Origin of the sequence: Aestuariispira insulae (genome assembly GCF_003385955.1) — a bacterium.
GTDB lineage: Bacteria > Pseudomonadota > Alphaproteobacteria > UBA8366 > Aestuariispiraceae > Aestuariispira > Aestuariispira insulae.
This window is the reverse complement of the sequence record NZ_QRDW01000002.1, coordinates 405,528-422,259: the sequence shown is the minus strand read 5'-3', so window position 1 is coordinate 422,259 and position 16,732 is coordinate 405,528. Positions and strand designations below refer to the sequence as shown.

Genomic DNA, 16,732 nt, shown 5'->3' with positions numbered 1-16,732 from the left:
CCGGACAATATGTGATCACATTTTTAGGCGCAATAGGAAACAATTCTCATCAATTTATTTTTAATGGCACTCTCTTCACGGCTGATCGTTACTTAACAGTGGCTAAAAGGAGATTGTTATGCATTCAGAGAATCAAAAATTCCTGGAAACCATAGGAGACCTGACTGAATTCGAGCCAGGCTTTGTCGACTTTTTTTCCCAGCCCGAGGCATTTGTACAAAAACGCCTTGTGATTACAAAGGATGACGGCAGCTTATTGATTGTGAGGGGATATAGATGCCTTCATTCCAGCCTGTGTGGCCCCGGCAAAGGGGGCTTGCGTTTTGCCGAAGATGTTAATGCTGATGAAGTATGCGCACTTGCGGAGCAAATGACATTAAAAACCGCCTTGCTTGAACTGCCATTCGGCGGTGCCAAAGGCGGCATTTCTGTCAATCCAAAGAAACTGAGTGCCCGGGAAAGACAGAGAGTCGCGCGCGCCTGGACCAGGGCCTTTAACCAGCATATCGGTCCGGAACGGGACATCCCCGCCCCGGATATGGGTAATGGCCCGGAAGAAATGGGTTGGATCTTGGACGAGTATGAAACCATCAACGGACATTCCAGCCCCGCGGTAGTAACCGGCAAGCCATTGCCTCTAGGAGGCTTGAATGTGAGGGAAGGTGCAACAGCACGTGGTGCCGCCGCTGTCGTCAAGGAAATGTCCGACCATCTCAACCTCGCCCCCTCCTCCGCAACAGTCGCTGTCCAAGGAGCCGGAAAGGTCGGGTCGGCAATCGCCAAGAGGTTGGCTGAAGAAGGGTTTAAGATAATCGCCATCGCCGATAGCTCCGGTATGGCGCTCAGCGAAGACGGTCTGAATGTGGATGAAACCTTTGCTGCAAAAAAAGAGAATGGTCATCTCGGAAAACAGAAGGATGAAGAATCAGATAAGCCGGAAAGAATACTGGAAATCTCATGCGATATGCTTGTTCTCGCGGCAGGGGCAGGACAAGTCACCTGTGACAATGCCGAATCCATTGGCGCAAAAGTGATCCTGGAACTTTCAAATGGGGGCGTGGAACTAAAGGCGTTAAAGAAACTGGATTCACAAGGCATCCATGTCATCCCCGGGATCCTGGCCAATTCGGGTGGCGTCCTGGCATCCTATTTTGAATGGCTGTCCGGCCAAACAGGACGTGAATCCCTACCTAAAGACCTTGAAAAAGAACTGGATAAAAAAATGGCTTTTACCGCATCTAAGGTATACCGCCTCAGCCAGCGCCATGGACATAATTTAACCCAGGCCGCCTATGCATTATCCTTAAAACGTCTCCAGAAATGCTACAGTTTACGCCTTGGGAGCCAATGAATCGGTATTCGGCCATCATAATTTTTGTTTAACGGCTCATTTTCAATGTGAAACGGAGTAGCTTTGTAAAAAGTCTCGCGCTACTAATAAGTTACAAGACCGCATCGTCGGCCCTGTGGGTCGGTTTCAGTTAGGCTAGGAGGCCCCCGGTATGATCACAGTTTTCGGATCCATCAATCTGGATATTGTCATGCCCGTGGACAGCCTGCCGCGCTTGGGCGAGACCGTTCTGGGTGAGCGCTATATGATGATGCCCGGCGGCAAGGGAGCCAACCAGGCCTGTGCCGTGGCCCGGGCGGGCAGCCAGGTTGCTATGTTCGGTCAGGTCGGCCGCGACAGTTTTGCCGATGAAGCATTGCGCCTGATGCAGGAAAAAGGCGTCGACCTTAACGGTGTCGGCCGCGGGCAAACCCCCACCGGCTGCGCCACTATCTGGGTCGACAGCTCTGGCGAAAATGCCATTGTGGTGGCCAGTGGTGCCAATATGGACCTGAAGGCCGAGCAAGTGCCCGATGAGGCCCTGACGCCCGATCATATTTTGCTGCTGCAGATGGAAGTGAACCAACAGGAAAACTGGAAATTGGTCGAACGTGCCAAAAAAAACGGCTGCCGGGTGATGCTGAACGTGGCCCCGGCCGGCCATGTACCCGAAGAGGTACTGGCCCACCTGGATTACCTTCTGGTCAACGAAGTGGAAGGCCAGCAGATCGCCAGAAGCGTCGATTTGGAAGAAGCGGTTCCGACCAAACTGCCCCGGCTTCTGCACAGCCGTTATGGCATGACCTGCATTCTGACGCTTGGCGGCGCGGGGTCCCTCTGTTTTGGTCCGGAAGGCGGCTGGTCCGTGCCGTCCCTGCCAATAACCCCGGTTGACAGCACCGGTGCCGGCGATGCCTTTGCCGGGACATTGGCCGCCAATATGGATCAAGGTACCGACATTGAAGAAGCCCTGCGCCGGGCGACTGTAGCAGCCGGGATCTGCTGCACATCAAAGGGCAGCCAAAATACCATCCCCCCGGCTTCCAAAGTGGATGAACAACTGGGCGATCTGCCTGCGGTTCGTAAACTGGCTTGACGGATCAATTCCGGCGAAACGGCTGGATCAGCATGCGATCAAGCCGCAGGTCCGAGACCGTCCGAAACTGTTCCAAACCGATTTCCATATCGTCGTGCCCGGCTTCCGGTTGCGGCCGATAAGTGCGAAACAACCGGTCCCAAATCGACAGATTGAACCCGAAATTACTGTTGGTTTCGCGTTGGATAACCGAATGGTGAACCCGGTGAAAATCAGGTGTCACCACAATCAGGCGCAGCCAGCGGTCAATCCCCAGCGGCAGACGGAAATTGGCGTGATTAAACTGCGCCATGCCATTGAGAATGACCTCGAACATCAAAACCGCCAGCACCGGAGGCCCGATCAACAAAATCAGCCCGGCCTTCAACAGCAGCGACAGCAGGATCTCCAACGGATGAAACCTAAGCCCTGTTGTTACATCAATCTCGAGATCCGCATGATGCATCCGGTGCAGGCGCCAGAGAAACGGTACATAATGAAACGCCAGATGCTGTAGATAGATCGCCAGATCCAGCAAAATCACAGAAAGAACAACAACTGGCCAGAAGGGCAGATCAAGCTGGTTGAACAAACCGACCCCGCTCAGCGCCGCATCGCCCGCCAGCCAAAGAAGAGACAAGGGAAAGGCCAGCCGGATCACCAGAAAATTCACCAGGATCAACCCGAGATTGCTGGTCCAACGTAATTTCCTTGATATCTGGCGGTCACGCCTCGGAAAACAGGCCTCCAGAAAGGCCATGACGGAGAAGATGCCCGCAAAAAGACCAAACCGGATCACCGGTTCATTTTGCAAGATGGCTGAATCATTCAACGGGTCCAAAAATCCGTCCCAATCTCTTACAGCGGCAATTCCGCCATCTGATCCAGCAGGCCGCCGTCAATTCGATAGCTCAAACGATGAAGATTAAAGCTGTCGGAGCAAATCTTGTCAAAGAAGACACGGGCATCCAGATCCAGCCGTCGGACATGCCAGTCAATACGCGGCCACCCCTGATCCCGGGCCAGGCGTGACAGCGCCACCATCAAACAGGTGCCCAGGCGGTTCCGGCGCATTCCCTCGGCCACATAGATATGACGCAGGAAAACACAGGGCGCACCAATGACCGCGTCATAGGCAATGGAAAACATGGCCATACCGACCGGATTGCCATCCACCTCGACAATCAGGGACTGAAAATGCCCCTTGCCCCCCGGGCCGTCGCGTCTCAGACGTTCTTCCAGATCATCGGGCACATCACTGGGCGTTTCCAATTCGTCCTTGGCCAGTTCAATTTGCTTTTCCAAGGCCGCCAAGGCGCGGATATAGCCAGCCAGCAAGCCGCAATCCTCTGCCTCAGCCATTCTTACATTAATTTCACTCATTGCACATCCAACCCCGCCCCCCAAGGAATCGCAGGGCCGCCCGCCATATGGATCACCAATTTCACGGCCTCTTCCAACTGTTCGTCCCCATCGCGTTCCTCATCCTGCTGCACCACTTGATCCGGCGTGATGCCGCCTTCCACGGTTTTGCCCTTGGGCGTGTAATAGACAGCCGTGGTCAGTTTCATGCCACGATCATAGCTCAGGGGCAGAACGGTCTGGACCAGCCCCTTGCCAAAGCTCTTTTCACCCACCAGAAAACCGCGATTTTGATCCTGAATTGCCCCGGAGACAATTTCAGATGCCGATGCCGAACCGCGATTGATCAGGACAATCAACGGTGCATCTTCTGTCAGGTCGCCAGCCGTTGCCACCATGACATCGGAATCCCGGCGGCGCTGGGTTTTCACAACCACCTCCCCATCCAGAAAAATGCTGGAAACCGCTACTGCCTGCCCGAGCAGGCCACCCGGATTATTACGCAAATCAAGAACAAACCCGGCAAGCCTGCCGCCCAATTTCTGCTGAATGGCGCGGACCGCCTTTCGGGTTTCCCGGGCCGTATGTTCGCTGAAATTCGTGATGCGGATATAGCCAACATCGCCTTCCAGATGCCAACGCACAGGATTGGTTTCAATAATCGCGCGCGTCAAATCCAGCTCAAATTTTTCCGCTTCCCCCCGCAGAACCGTCAACCGGACCTTGGTTCCCGGACGCCCCCGCAGCAGTTCAACCGCCTCCCGCTGGGTCAGGGGGTCGATTTCCTTGCCATCCGCGTGGGTAATGATATCGCCGGTCTTCAGCCCCGCCTTGTCCGCCGGTGTTCCTTCGATCGGGGCCACAATTGTCAAACGACCGTCCCGTTTGGTTATCTCAATCCCCAAACCGCCAAAAACGCCCCGGATATTCTCCCGCAGGGCGTTAAACGCTTCTTGGTCGAGATATTCGCTGTAATTGTCCAGGGTGGCCAGCATCGCCCTTGTGGCCGCCACATCCAGATCACTGGAAGGCACAGTGGTCGGATCATTGAATTTCAATTGTATCCCTTTGGCCCCGGCCAAAACCAGACTGTCTCCATCCAAATCACGATAATAATGATGGACCACCTGACTGTACACTTGCGCAAAAAGCTCAAAATCCTGAGCCTCCAAATCCCGGCCAGGTTGATGCTGCTCAACCGCATGGGTCAGCTTAACCGCCGCATCACGGGCGCTGGGTGCCTCTTGCGGGATTACGAGATTACACGCGGCAACCAATACCAGGATCAATCCCGGCATAGCCCCCCGCAAGACGGATCTGCCTCTGACAGTCCCGGAATTCCTGTTCACTTCACGCCTCATTCAGACCGGGCCTTCAACGGCCCCTGTTACCGCCCGCCAATCGTCTCCACCCATGGGATCAAGACGGTGGCGCGACTATAGACTGATTCGAAACTATACCAGTTCCTTAAGGTATGCCCCAACCGCCTGGACCGGCGCATCCCAATCTCCCCGTGTCTGCTGCCGGAAAAGTCGCAGGGATCCATACCAGGGGCTTTGATCCCCCTGCAGCATCCAGCGCCATTCCGGCACTTCTTTGAGCAAGATACAGCCTTGCACACCCAGCGCACCAGCTAGGTGTGCCGGCGCGGTATCGGAACTGATCATACATGTTAGATGGGTCATCACAGCCGCCGTATCGGTGAAAGCATTCGCCCCCAAATCCAGCTCATCTGCCAGGTCCACCACATTGTCCGGCAATAACGCGGCCTGAACATCATCCCGCCCATGCTGCTTTTGCAAAAGCAGGAATAGAAATTCTTTCTGTTCAAACAGGGGAAGCAGCGCCGGAAATGGCACTGAGCGCCCCTGTTCGGACTGGGAATTCGGATCCCCCTGCCAGACCAACCCGACCATGGGCCGTCCGCCAGAGAGCATTTCAAGCCGTTCCCCCCATCGCCGCACAAGCGCCGGATCCGCTGTCAGATAGGCTTCTCCGGTAAGATCCGATTGTTTCAGCCCCAAGCGGTTCGGCAGGCTCAAAAGCGGCAGATGGAAATCCTGGTCGCATTCCGATCCTTCATCCACAAAATGATCAACCGCCTGCAGGCAACCCAAAAGGGCCCGGAGCTTTTTCCGCGGCCGGAAGGCGACCTGCGCGGCTAAGGGTTTCAATGCCGCAAGCAGCCGGCAAAACTGGATGCAATCCCCAAAACCCTGCTCATCGTCGATAAGGATCGTCTTGCCCGACAAGTCCTCCCCCTGCCATTCCGGCGAAGACAGTCTTGGCCGTTCGTTGCCCGGCCTGTCCCAGCGCGCTTCATAATTGGTAAAACCAGACGGAAAATCCCCCGCCATCAGCTGGTTTTGCGCCAGTGCAAAGCGGGCCATAGGCTGGTCCGGCTGATGGGTAAGCACCTCGTTGAACCATCGGTTGGATTGCTCCAGTTGACCAAGTCCCCGGAAAACAACGCCCAACGGCATCCAAGCCAACGGTGCCATGGCCGGATCTTCAAGAACCCGTTCATAGGCCACCACCGCTTCCTGCAGACGGTCCAACGCCTGCAGCGCATGCCCCAGCCACAGGTTGGCCGTCGGCTCCGGAGGCTCGGCACTGGCGATATCGTCAAGAACCCCTACCGCCTCAACATGGCGCTGCAGCTTGACCAAGGTTATCCCTAGATTTACACCGGCCGCCGCCAATGTGCGATCCAGATCATAAGCACGCTCAAGGGCGACGACTGCTTCACGGCTTCTGTCCGCTGCTCCCAATACGGTACCAAGCTGCATCCAGCGGCTTGCCACCGTCGGCTCGAGACGGCACAGACGGTTCAGATAATCGGCAGCCCGGGTCAGATCGCCCTTGCGATAAAAGATTTCCGCCAATGGCTCGAGCAGCCCGACCCTGTCCCCGCACAAAGTGATACCCTTAAAGCAGAATCGCGCGGCCTCGTCATCCTGACCGGCCTCAATCAGTCTGCGGACCTGAACGTCATATCCGTCCGGTAGATTTGCTTCTTGCCCTTGATCCGGCCTGTCATCCGTCATATCAGGAACCGATATTCTGTGGTCAGGTGTAGATTTGAAAGTTAGGCTGGCTCACCGGTACAATCAATGTAAGAAACAGGGAAGCGCTCCACATGTCCATCTCCGTGCCCGTCTCCTGGGGCGAACTGATCGACAAGATCACCATTCTGGAAATCAAACAGTGTGAAATAAAAGATGAAACTGCGCTGGCCAATGTCCGCCGGGAACTCGCTGCACTGACATCCGTCCTGGAACAGTCCGGTGCCAACCATCCGGAACTGGCGGAGAAAAAAGCTGCCCTTTTGGAAATCAACCGCGAACTCTGGGGAATCGAGGACGATATCCGTGATTGCGAACGCGGCCAGGATTTCGGCGATGACTTCATCCGCCTTGCGCGCGCGGTTTATCATACCAACGATCGCCGGGCCGCCGTAAAAAAAGAGATCAACATCCTGCTCGGATCCGAACTGGTGGAAGAAAAATCCTATCAGGATTATTAAACCGGCCAGAGCAAAAATTAACCTCCAGTTCACCTGCCGGAACGGTTGCCACACAAGGTCAACAGGGATAAAAGGTCGGCCCTTTTCCCTAATTCCGGCAACGTTGCGAGGTGATCATGTTTTGCGGACTGGATTTCGGCACCAGCAATTCCACGTTGGGCACGCTTGCGGGCAACAGCCTGCAGCTACTATCCCTGGAAGCCACGGGAAAAGACACGTTGCCCAGCACGCTTTTCTATCATGAGGAAAGCCAGCGCATCGATTTTGGCCGGGCCGCGCTTGAGAGCTACCTGGAAGGCGACGAAGGCCGCCTGATGCGCTCGATCAAATCTGTTCTGGGCACCTCCCTGGCGGCGGAAAGCACGACGGTGGGCGACCGGCGTCTGCCCTTCAAGGCAGTGATCGCAACCTTCCTGCGTGAGATGAAGCGCCGGGCAGAGGCCCAGATCGGCCAGGAACTGACCAGTGTGGTCCAGGGGCGACCGGTGAATTTTGTCGATCATGATCCCGATGCCAACCGGGAAGCCCAGGATATGCTGGAAGAGATTCTGCGTTCCATCGGCTTCCGGGAAATCAGCTTCCAGTTGGAGCCTATCGCCGCGGCTTGGCAATATGAGGCCGAGGCGACATCGGAAGACCTGGCATTGGTCGTCGATATGGGGGGCGGCACGTCCGATTTCTCCGTGATCCGCATTCGCCCCGACCGGGACGGGACGGAAATCGGCATGGAAGATGTCCTGGCCAATACCGGTATCCGGCTGGGCGGGATTGATTTCGACCAATTGCTGAGCCTTGCCACCATCATGCCGTTGCTGGGCTATAAAGCCCCGCTTCAGGGCGGGCGGCTGCGCAACCCGAACTGGATTTACAGCCACCTGTCACTCTGGCCGAAGATCAACCTGCTCTATGCCGCCAAGGTGCGACGGAATATCGACTGGATCCTGGAAAATGGCGATGGCGATCCGCGTTTTGACCGACTGGCCACGGTGATCGACGAAAGGCTGGGCCATAGGATCGCCAACGATGTGGAAGAAGCCAAGATCGCTTTGTCGAACCGGGGTGAGACATTGGTCGATCTTGCCTATGTCGATCCGGGCCTGGAGCAGGCGCTGGCGATTAAGAACCTCACCGATGCCTCCGACCAGGCGCTGGAACGGCTTAAGACAGCCATTGATGAATGTCTCAGCCAGGCCGGTTGCGGGCCTGCGGATATCGGCGTCGTGCTGATGACCGGCGGCTCTACCGAAATGCCGTTTGTCCAGCAGGCGATCCAGGCACAGCTGCCGGATGCACGCTTCCAGAATATCGACAAATTTGGCGCGGTCGGATACGGGCTGGCTCTGGAAGCCGCCAAAAGGTTCGGATAGGCCACAAGCAACAAAGTTGTCAAACAAAGCACTATTATTGCCAACACCTTCCTAAGCTACTGTTTTGTAACTACTTCTTCCGGACCATCGTCAGGCCGTCCCCGATCGGCACCATGGAGACATCCACCCGGTCATCGGCAATGACCTTGGCATTGATCGCCCGGATGGCTTTGGTGGAATTGTCCTGGGCGCTGTCATCAATCACCGAACCGCTCCAGAGCACATTGTCGATCAGGACCAAACCGCCCGGCCGCAACAGTTGCAGGCAGCGTTCATAATAATGGTCATAACCGTCCTTATCGGCATCGATGAAGGCCATATCCACGGTGCCGGCCAGGCCTTCTTCAATCAGGTCATCCACGGTTTCCCGGGCATTTTTCAAACGGAAATCAATCTTGTGATCCAACCCGGCCAGACGCCAATAGCGTTTAGCGATCAGGGTATTTTCCTCGTGATTGTCACAGGCGATCAATCGGCCATCCTCTGCCATGGCGCCAGCCACGGAAATGGAACTGTAACCGGTGAAAACACCAATCTCGACCGCGAGCCGCACATCCAGAAGCCTGGTCAGCATTGCCATGAAGGCCCCCTGCTCCGGTGCGATCTGCATCTGCGCGCCCGGCAGTTTGGCGGTTTCCTCACGCAATTTCGCCAGCAGTTCCGACTCCCGGACTCCATGCTCGATCAGATAGGAAAGGAGGGGCGCTTCCAGGCCGAGGGACTCTCTGCTCATTCAAATTCTCCGATGATGCTCCCGCTCCTTGGCGGAAACAGCTGCTAAATTTGGATCGTTCAAGAAAAGAGATAAGAAAACCCGTCCGACATGACAAGTCAGTCCGGCACCTTCCCCCTGTTATAGCAAGCGTTAGCGACGCTGCAATTCAATGGCGGAGGAGACCATCCTGAGCAGAGTGTCCTCGTTATAGCCATGTTGCACAAGCATTTCCGTCGCTTTCATCAGAAGCACCGAACCGAGGGTCTCATTATCGATCCCTCCCAATGTCAGGGCAGCCATCAACCCGTCCACCGTATTCTCTGCTTCCTTGTTTTTGCGCTCTTCCATCATGGGCCGCAGTCTGCCACGAACTTCATTAACAAAATACTTACCAAGACCCAAATCCCAGCTATCCACTATTCCACAAAAACCGGAACGCCGTTGCCAATATCAATAAGTGTGCGCCCTTCCAGCAAAATCATGGACAATTCCCCCTCATCACGAAGCTTTCTGCCGGGCGGGACTTCTATTTCGTTGCTCTGGAAAATCACGATGGGATTGCCGCCTTCGCCATTGATATAGGGAAAGCCTAATGCCTCAACCAGGACATCACGGCCACTGGTCAGCCTGTGGGTCAGAATCGCATGCATACCACAAGGATGCTGTGCCATGGTCCAGAAAGCCCGTGAAGCCGATGCCCGCCGTTCGGGCGCAACATAATCCAGATAATTCTCGCCGGTGATATCCCGGCCGAACCGCTCATTGATCGCCGTTCCCTGCAGCCGGGCCTTCAACAAATCGGGCGATACCAACTCGTAAATCGCAGTCGTGCTCAGCAATTCCGGCACGTCTTCCGGCAGGAAACGGCTGCGCGGCGGCAAAATCTCCCCCGGCTCACGGGGCAGGCTTTTCCAATAGTCGAAATACCGACGGCTCCGGTCACATCTGATCTTGAAAACCACGAATAACCTGCCTCATGACCGGGGCGGATGCCCATGAATAAATCCAATTTAATCCTGAGCTTAACGTAAGCAGGATGAAAGTTATACAATACAGTGATACCCGCCGTTTCTTTTTCCGACCGGCATTGCCATCCAGTCCGAATGCCCCCCAGCAACATGCTTCAAACTACTTAGCATTCGATTTAATATCAATGCGTTACGTGCGGCATATTAGGGAATTCTTCATAAAAGCATGATAGATCTTTCATCAGGTAAAGCCGGGGGGAAAACCGGAAACCAGGATAAAGTAACATGCCGGAATTTGACCTTTCGCAGCTGAATATTCTGCTGTTTGACCAGGATGAAGAAAGCGCCGAAAAGACCATCTCCAGCTTTGAAAATCTGAAAGCGACCAGCCTGTTTTTATGCGACTGGCTGGAAGATGCGCGCAGTGAATTGATGCTGGAGAGCCGGGATCTGATCGCGGTTGACCTCTCCACCTCGCCCATCTGCGGGCTGGAGCTGATCAAGGCGCTGCGCCACCCGGCCTTGCGCGCGCTCTCACCCGCCGCTGTATTGGCCTTTGTCGAGGATGGCCAGGATGCCGCCATGATGGCCGCCGTCCAGGCCGGTGCCGATTGCGCATTGGCCAAGCCCTTCACCGATGCCCAACTGGCCTTTCAGGTGGAACGGCTGATGCAAAACCGCGTCCCGCACATCAAACTGCCGGATATCCCTTTGCCGCGTGTCACCGACCTGCCGGGCGAACGGCCCCATCCGGGTCAGCTGCTGCGCCGGGTGAATTGACCCAGACGAGATCATCAACCGTTTCAGAGACGGGAGCGGGGACAGAAAAAGGCCGGTGAAACATTCACCGGCCTTTTCTGCATCTTGGATGGTCTCTCAGGACCGGCTTAGCCGCCGTAGGGACCCTGCAGCCCCAATTCCTCCATCAGGGAGGCATATTTGTTGGAGGCCTTGATCAGGTCCGCGCCATAGCGGTTCAACAGGTTGGCGCGACGGTCCGCATCAGAGGTGGAAGCCAGAGCCCCCCAGAGCGCCGCCATGTCTTCCGCCAGCTTGCGCAGCTCAGCCGCGTCACCGGATGCCGCAACAGAGGCGAGGCCGTTGGTGGTCACTTTGCCAACACCATTGACGGTCTTCGCCCCGGCATTCACATAGCCTTCCGGCAGGTCGCCTTTCAGGTTGGTGACGGATTTGTACTGGATCACATCCATGATCTGGTCGACCGCCTGTTTGGCGCCTTCCACACGGCTGACATGCTCGGTATCGGCGGCGGCATGGGGCAGCAGCTCCAGCTTGCCGCGATGCTTGGGCTCGATATTCCGGTAGGGAACCATCGGGCCGGACAGCTCGCCGGTTTCCGCATTGACAAAGAGATCCGCATCAATCGCCGCATAACGGACCTTGCCGCTCTCCAGCGCGCGGTCCAGCGCATCGATATTGATCACTTCACCACGGTCATAATTCACCACAACCGCGCCGTCATTCATGGCGTTGAAGACATCGTCATTGATGATGCTGTCATTGGCGAACTTACCGCTCTCGGCATTGAAGGCACCCAGGCCGGTATGGGGGCTGATGAAATCGGCACCCTTGGCCGCGTCCACCGGGGTTGCCGCCCATTCGAAGCCTTCGGATTCAATCCAATCCTTGTGCGCTTCGCGGGCATAGATGGCGACCTTCATATTGAAGCTCTTGGCGATTTTGGCCACTTCCCGGCCGATATTGCCATAGCCGATGACGGCGATCTTTTTGCCCTCGACCTTTTCGGTCGGGTATTCACACAGGTTTTTGCCGGTGTCGAAATCGCCGCCGACCACGCGCTCATGCATCAGTTCCACCGGCAGATCCGGGGATACTTTCAACAGGCCCTTCATGGCCATCTGCGCGGTGGCCCGGCTGTTGAAGGAAGGCGTGTTCATCAGCGGGGCTTCGCCGCCGTCGCCATTGCCGCCGCCCCAGGATTTGGAGCCCATGTTGCCGGTACCGGCACCGATGCGCACACCGCCATGTTTGAAGGTGGAATCGGCCGGCAGGAAGGTCGCCGCCACGATGGTGGCGTCATACTGGCCGTCCTTGGTGATCGGCAGCAGCTCTTCCTCGCGGGACAGGTCCGGCTGGTAGAAGAAATGGATCTTGCCTTTTTCAAGGCTGGCACCGTCAGCCGCCAGGCCTTCATGCCAAACGCCGCCCTTGGCTTCCACATGGGCGCGGACTGCGGAATGGTCCGGCTTGCCATTGGCGTCAAACTTCAGACCGACCAGATCGGCGACCAGGACTTTGTAAGCCTTGTCAGCGTCATCCTGGCGGACCTTGTCACCAGCGGCAGCGGCGGAGGCTTCAAAGGTGACGCCTTCAGCGGCCAGCAGCTCTTCCAGAACCACGATCTTGGCGCGGTGATAGGCATAGGCCAGGTTTTCCAGCAATGCGGTCACGTCTTCCACGGGGCGGATGCCGCCGATCCAGGCGCGGTAATCGCCAGGGGTGCCCGGGAAGGCGTTGACATAGCGCGCCACATCCAGGCCCGGTTCGAAATCGCCATTGGGGTGGGTCAGGCCTTCATAGCCCAGCAACTGTTTGGATTTTGCGATAATGGTCGCATGCAGGTCTGAGTCCTGGATGCCGTCATCGGTCACTTTCAGCAGGGTCACCGCCGCGCCGCGTTTTTCCGGATTGGCCACGCCCAGTTCCAGCGTGTCGCTTTTGGCGATCCATTCATTGACCGTATCACGGTTTTTGATGGAGCGCGCGTTCAAGGCGCTGACATCGCCGATCATGCGGGCCGAGCGCTGCAGGCAGAAAGCGGTTTCCGCAAAAGCCAGGGTGGAGAAGGTATTGATGATACCGCCCAGCATCGCGCCTTTTTCCGGGTCGAAGATCGGGCCCAGCTCAACGGTTTTCTTCGAAGACAGCGGCTCTTTCGGGTCGGTCGGCACGGCCATTTTCAGCTGGCGCGGGATCGACCAGGCCGGATCCTGGGCGTTCTTTTCGATCAAGGCCAGGGCTTCCGGGGTGATGGAGATCACGAAATAGCCGGATACGCCGCCGATGGCTTTCTGGAACGGCATGAACATGCAGCATTTGGAGATGGCTTCGCGCACCACTTCCTGCGCCCAGGGCATGGAGCCCAGCATGGAGGTGGCATCAATCACCGCATGGCGGTTGGCCGGGTCGCCGTCGATCCATTTCAGCAGCTCGCGGATTTCAGATTCCGCATAGGTGGTCGCACCGGTGGTTTCATGGCCAACGCCAACGAACAAGGAAACGCCCATGGCTTCCAATTCAGCCGCGGTCGGGATGCTGCCCTCTTCCTCGGCGAAATGCAGGCGGGATTCATCGCCTTTTTCGGCAAAGCGGTGCATCTCGATGATCTGCGCGCCCCAGGACTGGCGGAAGAAACCGCCGGCCTTGCCCGCATCCGATTCCGGCTTGGGCGTATCGATGTAAAGCTTCTGACCTTCGTCATTGGCATTCATCATGTGCAGCAGGGCCACGGTGAAACCGCTGTGACCGCCGCCCAGGCCAACGGCCATCTTGTTCTTTTTCGGAAACTCGAAATAGGTATGGATCTCGGTCATCATATCGAGCAAGACCTTGTCCGCCGGATAGCCGCGATGCATGGACCGGCCCAGTTCGGTCGCGGTGAAAGCGCCGATCTTGTTGCCCTTGTCATCCAGCTTGGGATAGTTGGCTTCCAGCCAGGCATCGAATTCAAAACGCAGACGCCGCGCATCCGCTTCGTCCAAAGTCATGTCCGTGATCGGACCCACCCCGAAAAACGGGTTATTGGTGCGGGCCGGCGCGCCACCGGCAGTTGCCTGGAGGGAGGCCTCGCGCTGCGCTTTCAATTCTTCAACCGTCGCCATTCTACTAAATCCCCTTGAAAACCATATGAACCACCCGCCTGAAAGAGGTCCGGTCCCTGCAAAACCGGGCAGACGGGCGCAAACTTGGGAATTTGCCTATCAGAATGGGTGGGGGGCCTATAGTGCAATTGCGGCCTAAAAAACGTGAAGTGCGACTTTTTTATGAAAATGTCGCGGGAGCGCCGGAAACTGTCATTTTTGAACCTTCAGGGGCGGTGTTTTGTTGGATGGGTGCGGACGGGGATGCTTTAGCCTCTCTACCAGAATTCATCTTCTCTTTGACGGTTTCAAACCGGCAAATTAGGTTCATAAGAAATCAATCTATAGGCTCAGCCCAGACAGTTTTATCATTTGGGTCTGTGAGGCCTTTTCATTTTTTGGGGGAAAAATGCTCAATCGAAAATTGTTACTGATGGTCTTTGTCTGTTGTGCCGTAAATTTATCAAATGCGGCCGTCAAGGCTGCTGATGTAGCATGCAATGAAAGTTGCGTGGAAAACGTTGCGCAATACCAAGATGACGTCATTCAACTCCTCTTTGGTCCTGAGAATGATACCGGGCAAATCCGCAGGTGGTCCGGAGATATCTTCGTCACGCTGATTGACCCTGAATTCAACATCAGTATCGAAACGAAAAGAAGGCTCACCCAATCAGTATCCAACTTGACCGGAAAAAAAAATCAGATTTGATATTCAGGTAGACGACGATCGACGCAATGCCATTGGCGGGGTCTTCAGCAGAGAACGGATTGTCGAATTGGGAATTAACAAATTAGCCCCGGGGATGGAACAACTTGGCACCGATGACCTCCCGTGCATTAGCTGGACAGAAGAAAACTCTGAAAACGGGCAAAAAAAACAAAATCTGAGATTTTTCATTGCGCATGCAGCCGATCCGCAAACTCGAAACTGGTGTCTGGCAAACGCAGTTTATTCAGCTCTGACATTGAGAATATTCCCCTCCAAAACGTCAGAGGCATTGGAGAATGAAAGTCTAAGCAATAAATTGCTTGGCAGCTTTTTGGAGTCTTTCATTATCGGTTTCCGCATGGAATTCGGCGAAATCGATGTTTTGGAATTCACTGAGCTCGATCAAATTGTTCTTACTCTTCTCTATAAATCGAACTTGGATAAAACTGCAGGCCGCAAAGAGGTCAAAGCAGAACTCAAGAGAATGCTCTCTCACCAACCTTTTGACTGAATGGCTGATATATAGTCGTTCCGTCCAGCAGGCTTCGATCAGCCTACAGTCTCATTCTTCCAGGTTTGGTCTTCATTACCATTTCAACAAAGATGCCTTACACTTGCTTCACCTTACCAAGGCTCAACCGTAATCTCCGGCCAGCGGCGTTGGAAACTGTTAACCATGGCTTGATAATTCTCCCGGCTCATCACGGTTTTATTGGGCCGGACATGCATGGCAAATAAATCCTCCAGCCCGAAGGGGGCATAAACTTCCAGGCCCGCTCCCCCATCCCGGACACCAACGGCAAAAGCCGGAAGCCAGGAGGCAATGCCCGCTTCCGCACTGTCATAGGGGGATATCACATGGCCAAATTTTTCATGATACCAGCAATGGACATGAAACTGGTTCTTGATATCCAGCGGAATGCTATGCCGCACCCTTTGGGATATTTTTGAATGCCATAGAGCCTCTTGTTCCATGGCTTCATCCGCGAAATAGATGATATCGAAATCCTTGATCCGGCCCAGCATTGGGCGGCCGGTGAGACTGTTCCAAACAATCTGCGTGACCGCCCCACCGGCCAGATAATGTTGAGGCAATTTCTGTCCCGCGCAAACCGCCAGGGTTTCTTCAATTTCCGGTGCCTGCGCCAAAATGGCACATAACCTATCTTTCAAATGATCCATATTGCTTGCTCTGCCCCTGCCCCTTTAAGCCATGGACAAGACTATCCCGACGGATCGGATGACCGGCAAGTCATTTTCGTAAAACGGCTTGCAGCTCCAAAAATCCGGCTCTTTCACGTCACACAAAAACCTGACTGATGGCCTGCCCCCGGTTGATCGCCTGATAAAGCGGCCGTGGGCGGCGGGCTTCATAGTCGAAATTCCGGCTCAGCCACTGATGATCCTCCAACAGGCCGAGCGATTGCGAAAGCGCCCGGTCGGTGATCGCGCCAAGACCTGTACGGATCTCGGTGAAGTGCCGGGGCCTGGTGATCAGCGCCAGAACCGGCACGGTCCAGCTCTTCCGGATCAGGGCAAAATCCTCTTCACCGTCCAATTGAGAGAGAATGGCCGAGGCATAAGGCGCCACCGCCAGCCCCTGTGCCGTCAGGCGGAATTCAGGCCGCAAGGGATGGCCATGGCCCGGATTGCGTTCCAACAACCCCAGCCCCGCCAGATGATCCAGGCTGGCCGCAAAGGCGCTGCGCCCGGCACCGGTGGCCGCCAGCAGCGGCGCCTGGCGGCCCGGCACGCCTTCATGAAGCAAGGCCAGGATTTTTAATGACCAGGCCCGCGCTGTAATGTTGACAAGCAAATTAATGTCCATAAAGTATAGC

The 16,732-nt window shown here is 55.6% G+C and carries 17 protein-coding genes; 7 read left to right on the top strand and 10 right to left on the bottom strand.

The genetic code is table 11. The features are described 5' to 3' along the window. Positions 1-118: 118 nt before the first annotated feature. On the top strand, positions 119-1,351 hold the full coding sequence (locus DFP90_RS08005) for a Glu/Leu/Phe/Val family dehydrogenase (protein ID WP_115935928.1): 1,233 nt from the start codon (positions 119-121) through the stop codon (positions 1,349-1,351). 151 nt (positions 1,352-1,502) lie between these two features. Then, positions 1,503-2,426, top strand: a complete 924-nt coding sequence (locus DFP90_RS08000) for a ribokinase (protein ID WP_115935927.1) — start codon at positions 1,503-1,505, stop codon at positions 2,424-2,426. Positions 2,427-2,430: 4 nt separating this feature from the next. Here the strand turns inward: DFP90_RS08000 and DFP90_RS07995 are convergent, their stop codons facing one another. The 4 genes from DFP90_RS07995 to DFP90_RS07980 all read right to left on the bottom strand — a co-directional run bounded on the left by DFP90_RS07995 (position 2,431) and on the right by DFP90_RS07980 (position 6,814). Beyond that, positions 2,431-3,237 carry a sterol desaturase family protein gene (locus tag DFP90_RS07995; protein WP_245956999.1) on the bottom strand — a complete coding sequence of 269 codons (807 nt, stop codon included), beginning with the start codon at positions 3,235-3,237 and terminating at the stop codon, positions 2,431-2,433. Between the two features lie 26 nt (positions 3,238-3,263). Continuing rightward, complete coding sequence (locus DFP90_RS07990) at positions 3,264-3,788, bottom strand: GNAT family N-acetyltransferase (RefSeq protein ID WP_115935926.1); 525 nt, start codon at positions 3,786-3,788, stop codon at positions 3,264-3,266. Beyond that, positions 3,785-5,065 (bottom strand): S41 family peptidase, encoded by a 1,281-nt coding sequence (locus DFP90_RS07985; protein WP_181905245.1) that lies wholly within the window; start codon positions 5,063-5,065, stop codon positions 3,785-3,787. The genes DFP90_RS07990 and DFP90_RS07985 overlap by 4 nt, the downstream gene beginning before the upstream one ends. Positions 5,066-5,221: 156 nt before the next feature. Then, positions 5,222-6,814: a tetratricopeptide repeat protein gene (locus tag DFP90_RS07980; RefSeq protein ID WP_115935924.1), complete on the bottom strand. Its 1,593-nt coding sequence runs from the start codon at positions 6,812-6,814 to the stop codon at positions 5,222-5,224. Positions 6,815-6,906: 92 nt separating this feature from the next. Here DFP90_RS07980 and DFP90_RS07975 point away from each other — a divergent pair, with 92 nt between their 5' ends. Both DFP90_RS07975 and DFP90_RS07970 read left to right on the top strand, forming a co-directional pair. Then, the gene (locus DFP90_RS07975) at positions 6,907-7,293 is read left to right on the top strand and encodes a DUF6165 family protein (RefSeq protein ID WP_115935923.1); all 387 of its coding nucleotides are present in this window, start codon (positions 6,907-6,909) and stop codon (positions 7,291-7,293) included. Between the two features lie 116 nt (positions 7,294-7,409). Beyond that, positions 7,410-8,660 (top strand): Hsp70 family protein, encoded by a 1,251-nt coding sequence (locus DFP90_RS07970; protein WP_115935922.1) that lies wholly within the window; start codon positions 7,410-7,412, stop codon positions 8,658-8,660. Between the two features lie 70 nt (positions 8,661-8,730). On the opposite strand, the gene DFP90_RS07965 is transcribed toward DFP90_RS07970, so the two are convergent. The 3 genes from DFP90_RS07965 to DFP90_RS07955 all read right to left on the bottom strand — a co-directional run bounded on the left by DFP90_RS07965 (position 8,731) and on the right by DFP90_RS07955 (position 10,337). After that, positions 8,731-9,393, bottom strand: a complete 663-nt coding sequence (locus tag DFP90_RS07965; RefSeq protein WP_115935921.1) for a class I SAM-dependent methyltransferase — start codon at positions 9,391-9,393, stop codon at positions 8,731-8,733. 132 nt (positions 9,394-9,525) lie between these two features. Then, positions 9,526-9,726 carry a hypothetical protein gene (locus DFP90_RS07960; protein ID WP_147300973.1) on the bottom strand — a complete coding sequence of 67 codons (201 nt, stop codon included), beginning with the start codon at positions 9,724-9,726 and terminating at the stop codon, positions 9,526-9,528. Between the two features lie 65 nt (positions 9,727-9,791). Continuing rightward, a complete protein-coding gene (locus DFP90_RS07955; protein ID WP_115935919.1) occupies positions 9,792-10,337 on the bottom strand; it encodes a PAS domain-containing protein in 546 nt (181 codons plus the stop codon). Positions 10,338-10,628: 291 nt separating this feature from the next. Between DFP90_RS07955 and DFP90_RS07950 the strand changes: the two genes are divergently transcribed. Then, on the top strand, positions 10,629-11,123 hold the full coding sequence (locus tag DFP90_RS07950; protein WP_115935918.1) for a response regulator: 495 nt from the start codon (positions 10,629-10,631) through the stop codon (positions 11,121-11,123). A gap of 107 nt (positions 11,124-11,230) precedes the next feature. Here DFP90_RS07950 and DFP90_RS07945 read toward each other — a convergent pair whose 3' ends face one another. Further along, positions 11,231-14,206: an NAD(P)-dependent oxidoreductase gene (locus DFP90_RS07945; RefSeq protein ID WP_115935917.1), complete on the bottom strand. Its 2,976-nt coding sequence runs from the start codon at positions 14,204-14,206 to the stop codon at positions 11,231-11,233. A gap of 388 nt (positions 14,207-14,594) precedes the next feature. Here DFP90_RS07945 and DFP90_RS07940 point away from each other — a divergent pair, with 388 nt between their 5' ends. Beyond that, the gene (locus DFP90_RS07940) at positions 14,595-14,894 is read left to right on the top strand and encodes a hypothetical protein (RefSeq protein WP_115935916.1); all 300 of its coding nucleotides are present in this window, start codon (positions 14,595-14,597) and stop codon (positions 14,892-14,894) included. 67 nt (positions 14,895-14,961) lie between these two features. Further along, positions 14,962-15,405, top strand: coding sequence for a hypothetical protein (locus tag DFP90_RS07935; RefSeq protein ID WP_147300972.1), 444 nt, complete (start codon positions 14,962-14,964; stop codon positions 15,403-15,405). Positions 15,406-15,518: 113 nt separating this feature from the next. On the opposite strand, the gene DFP90_RS07930 is transcribed toward DFP90_RS07935, so the two are convergent. Together DFP90_RS07930 and DFP90_RS07925 are read right to left on the bottom strand one after the other, a co-directional pair. Then, the gene (locus DFP90_RS07930) at positions 15,519-16,076 is read right to left on the bottom strand and encodes a nucleotidyltransferase family protein (protein ID WP_115935914.1); all 558 of its coding nucleotides are present in this window, start codon (positions 16,074-16,076) and stop codon (positions 15,519-15,521) included. 118 nt (positions 16,077-16,194) lie between these two features. Continuing rightward, positions 16,195-16,710, bottom strand: a complete 516-nt coding sequence (locus DFP90_RS07925) for a winged helix-turn-helix transcriptional regulator (protein ID WP_218044615.1) — start codon at positions 16,708-16,710, stop codon at positions 16,195-16,197. Positions 16,711-16,732: the final 22 nt, after the last annotated feature.

What these genes read in the sequence shown, in the direction of transcription:
- DFP90_RS08000 (WP_115935927.1), top strand. Translation starts at nt 1,503, where the DNA reads ATGATCACAGTTTTCGGATCCATCAATCTGGATATTGTCATGCCCGTG.
- DFP90_RS07950 (WP_115935918.1), top strand. Translation starts at nt 10,629, where the DNA reads ATGCCGGAATTTGACCTTTCGCAGCTGAATATTCTGCTGTTTGACCAG.
- DFP90_RS07980 (WP_115935924.1), bottom strand. Translation starts at nt 6,814, where the DNA reads ATGACGGATGACAGGCCGGATCAAGGGCAAGAAGCAAATCTACCGGAC.
- DFP90_RS07930 (WP_115935914.1), bottom strand. Translation starts at nt 16,076, where the DNA reads ATGGATCATTTGAAAGATAGGTTATGTGCCATTTTGGCGCAGGCACCG.
- DFP90_RS07975 (WP_115935923.1), top strand. Translation starts at nt 6,907, where the DNA reads ATGTCCATCTCCGTGCCCGTCTCCTGGGGCGAACTGATCGACAAGATC.
- DFP90_RS07960 (WP_147300973.1), bottom strand. Translation starts at nt 9,726, where the DNA reads ATGATGGAAGAGCGCAAAAACAAGGAAGCAGAGAATACGGTGGACGGG.
- DFP90_RS07945 (WP_115935917.1), bottom strand. Translation starts at nt 14,206, where the DNA reads ATGGCGACGGTTGAAGAATTGAAAGCGCAGCGCGAGGCCTCCCTCCAG.
- DFP90_RS07985 (WP_181905245.1), bottom strand. Translation starts at nt 5,065, where the DNA reads ATGCCGGGATTGATCCTGGTATTGGTTGCCGCGTGTAATCTCGTAATC.
- DFP90_RS08005 (WP_115935928.1), top strand. Translation starts at nt 119, where the DNA reads ATGCATTCAGAGAATCAAAAATTCCTGGAAACCATAGGAGACCTGACT.
- DFP90_RS07970 (WP_115935922.1), top strand. Translation starts at nt 7,410, where the DNA reads ATGTTTTGCGGACTGGATTTCGGCACCAGCAATTCCACGTTGGGCACG.
- DFP90_RS07990 (WP_115935926.1), bottom strand. Translation starts at nt 3,788, where the DNA reads ATGAGTGAAATTAATGTAAGAATGGCTGAGGCAGAGGATTGCGGCTTG.
- DFP90_RS07940 (WP_115935916.1), top strand. Translation starts at nt 14,595, where the DNA reads ATGCTCAATCGAAAATTGTTACTGATGGTCTTTGTCTGTTGTGCCGTA.
- DFP90_RS07965 (WP_115935921.1), bottom strand. Translation starts at nt 9,393, where the DNA reads ATGAGCAGAGAGTCCCTCGGCCTGGAAGCGCCCCTCCTTTCCTATCTG.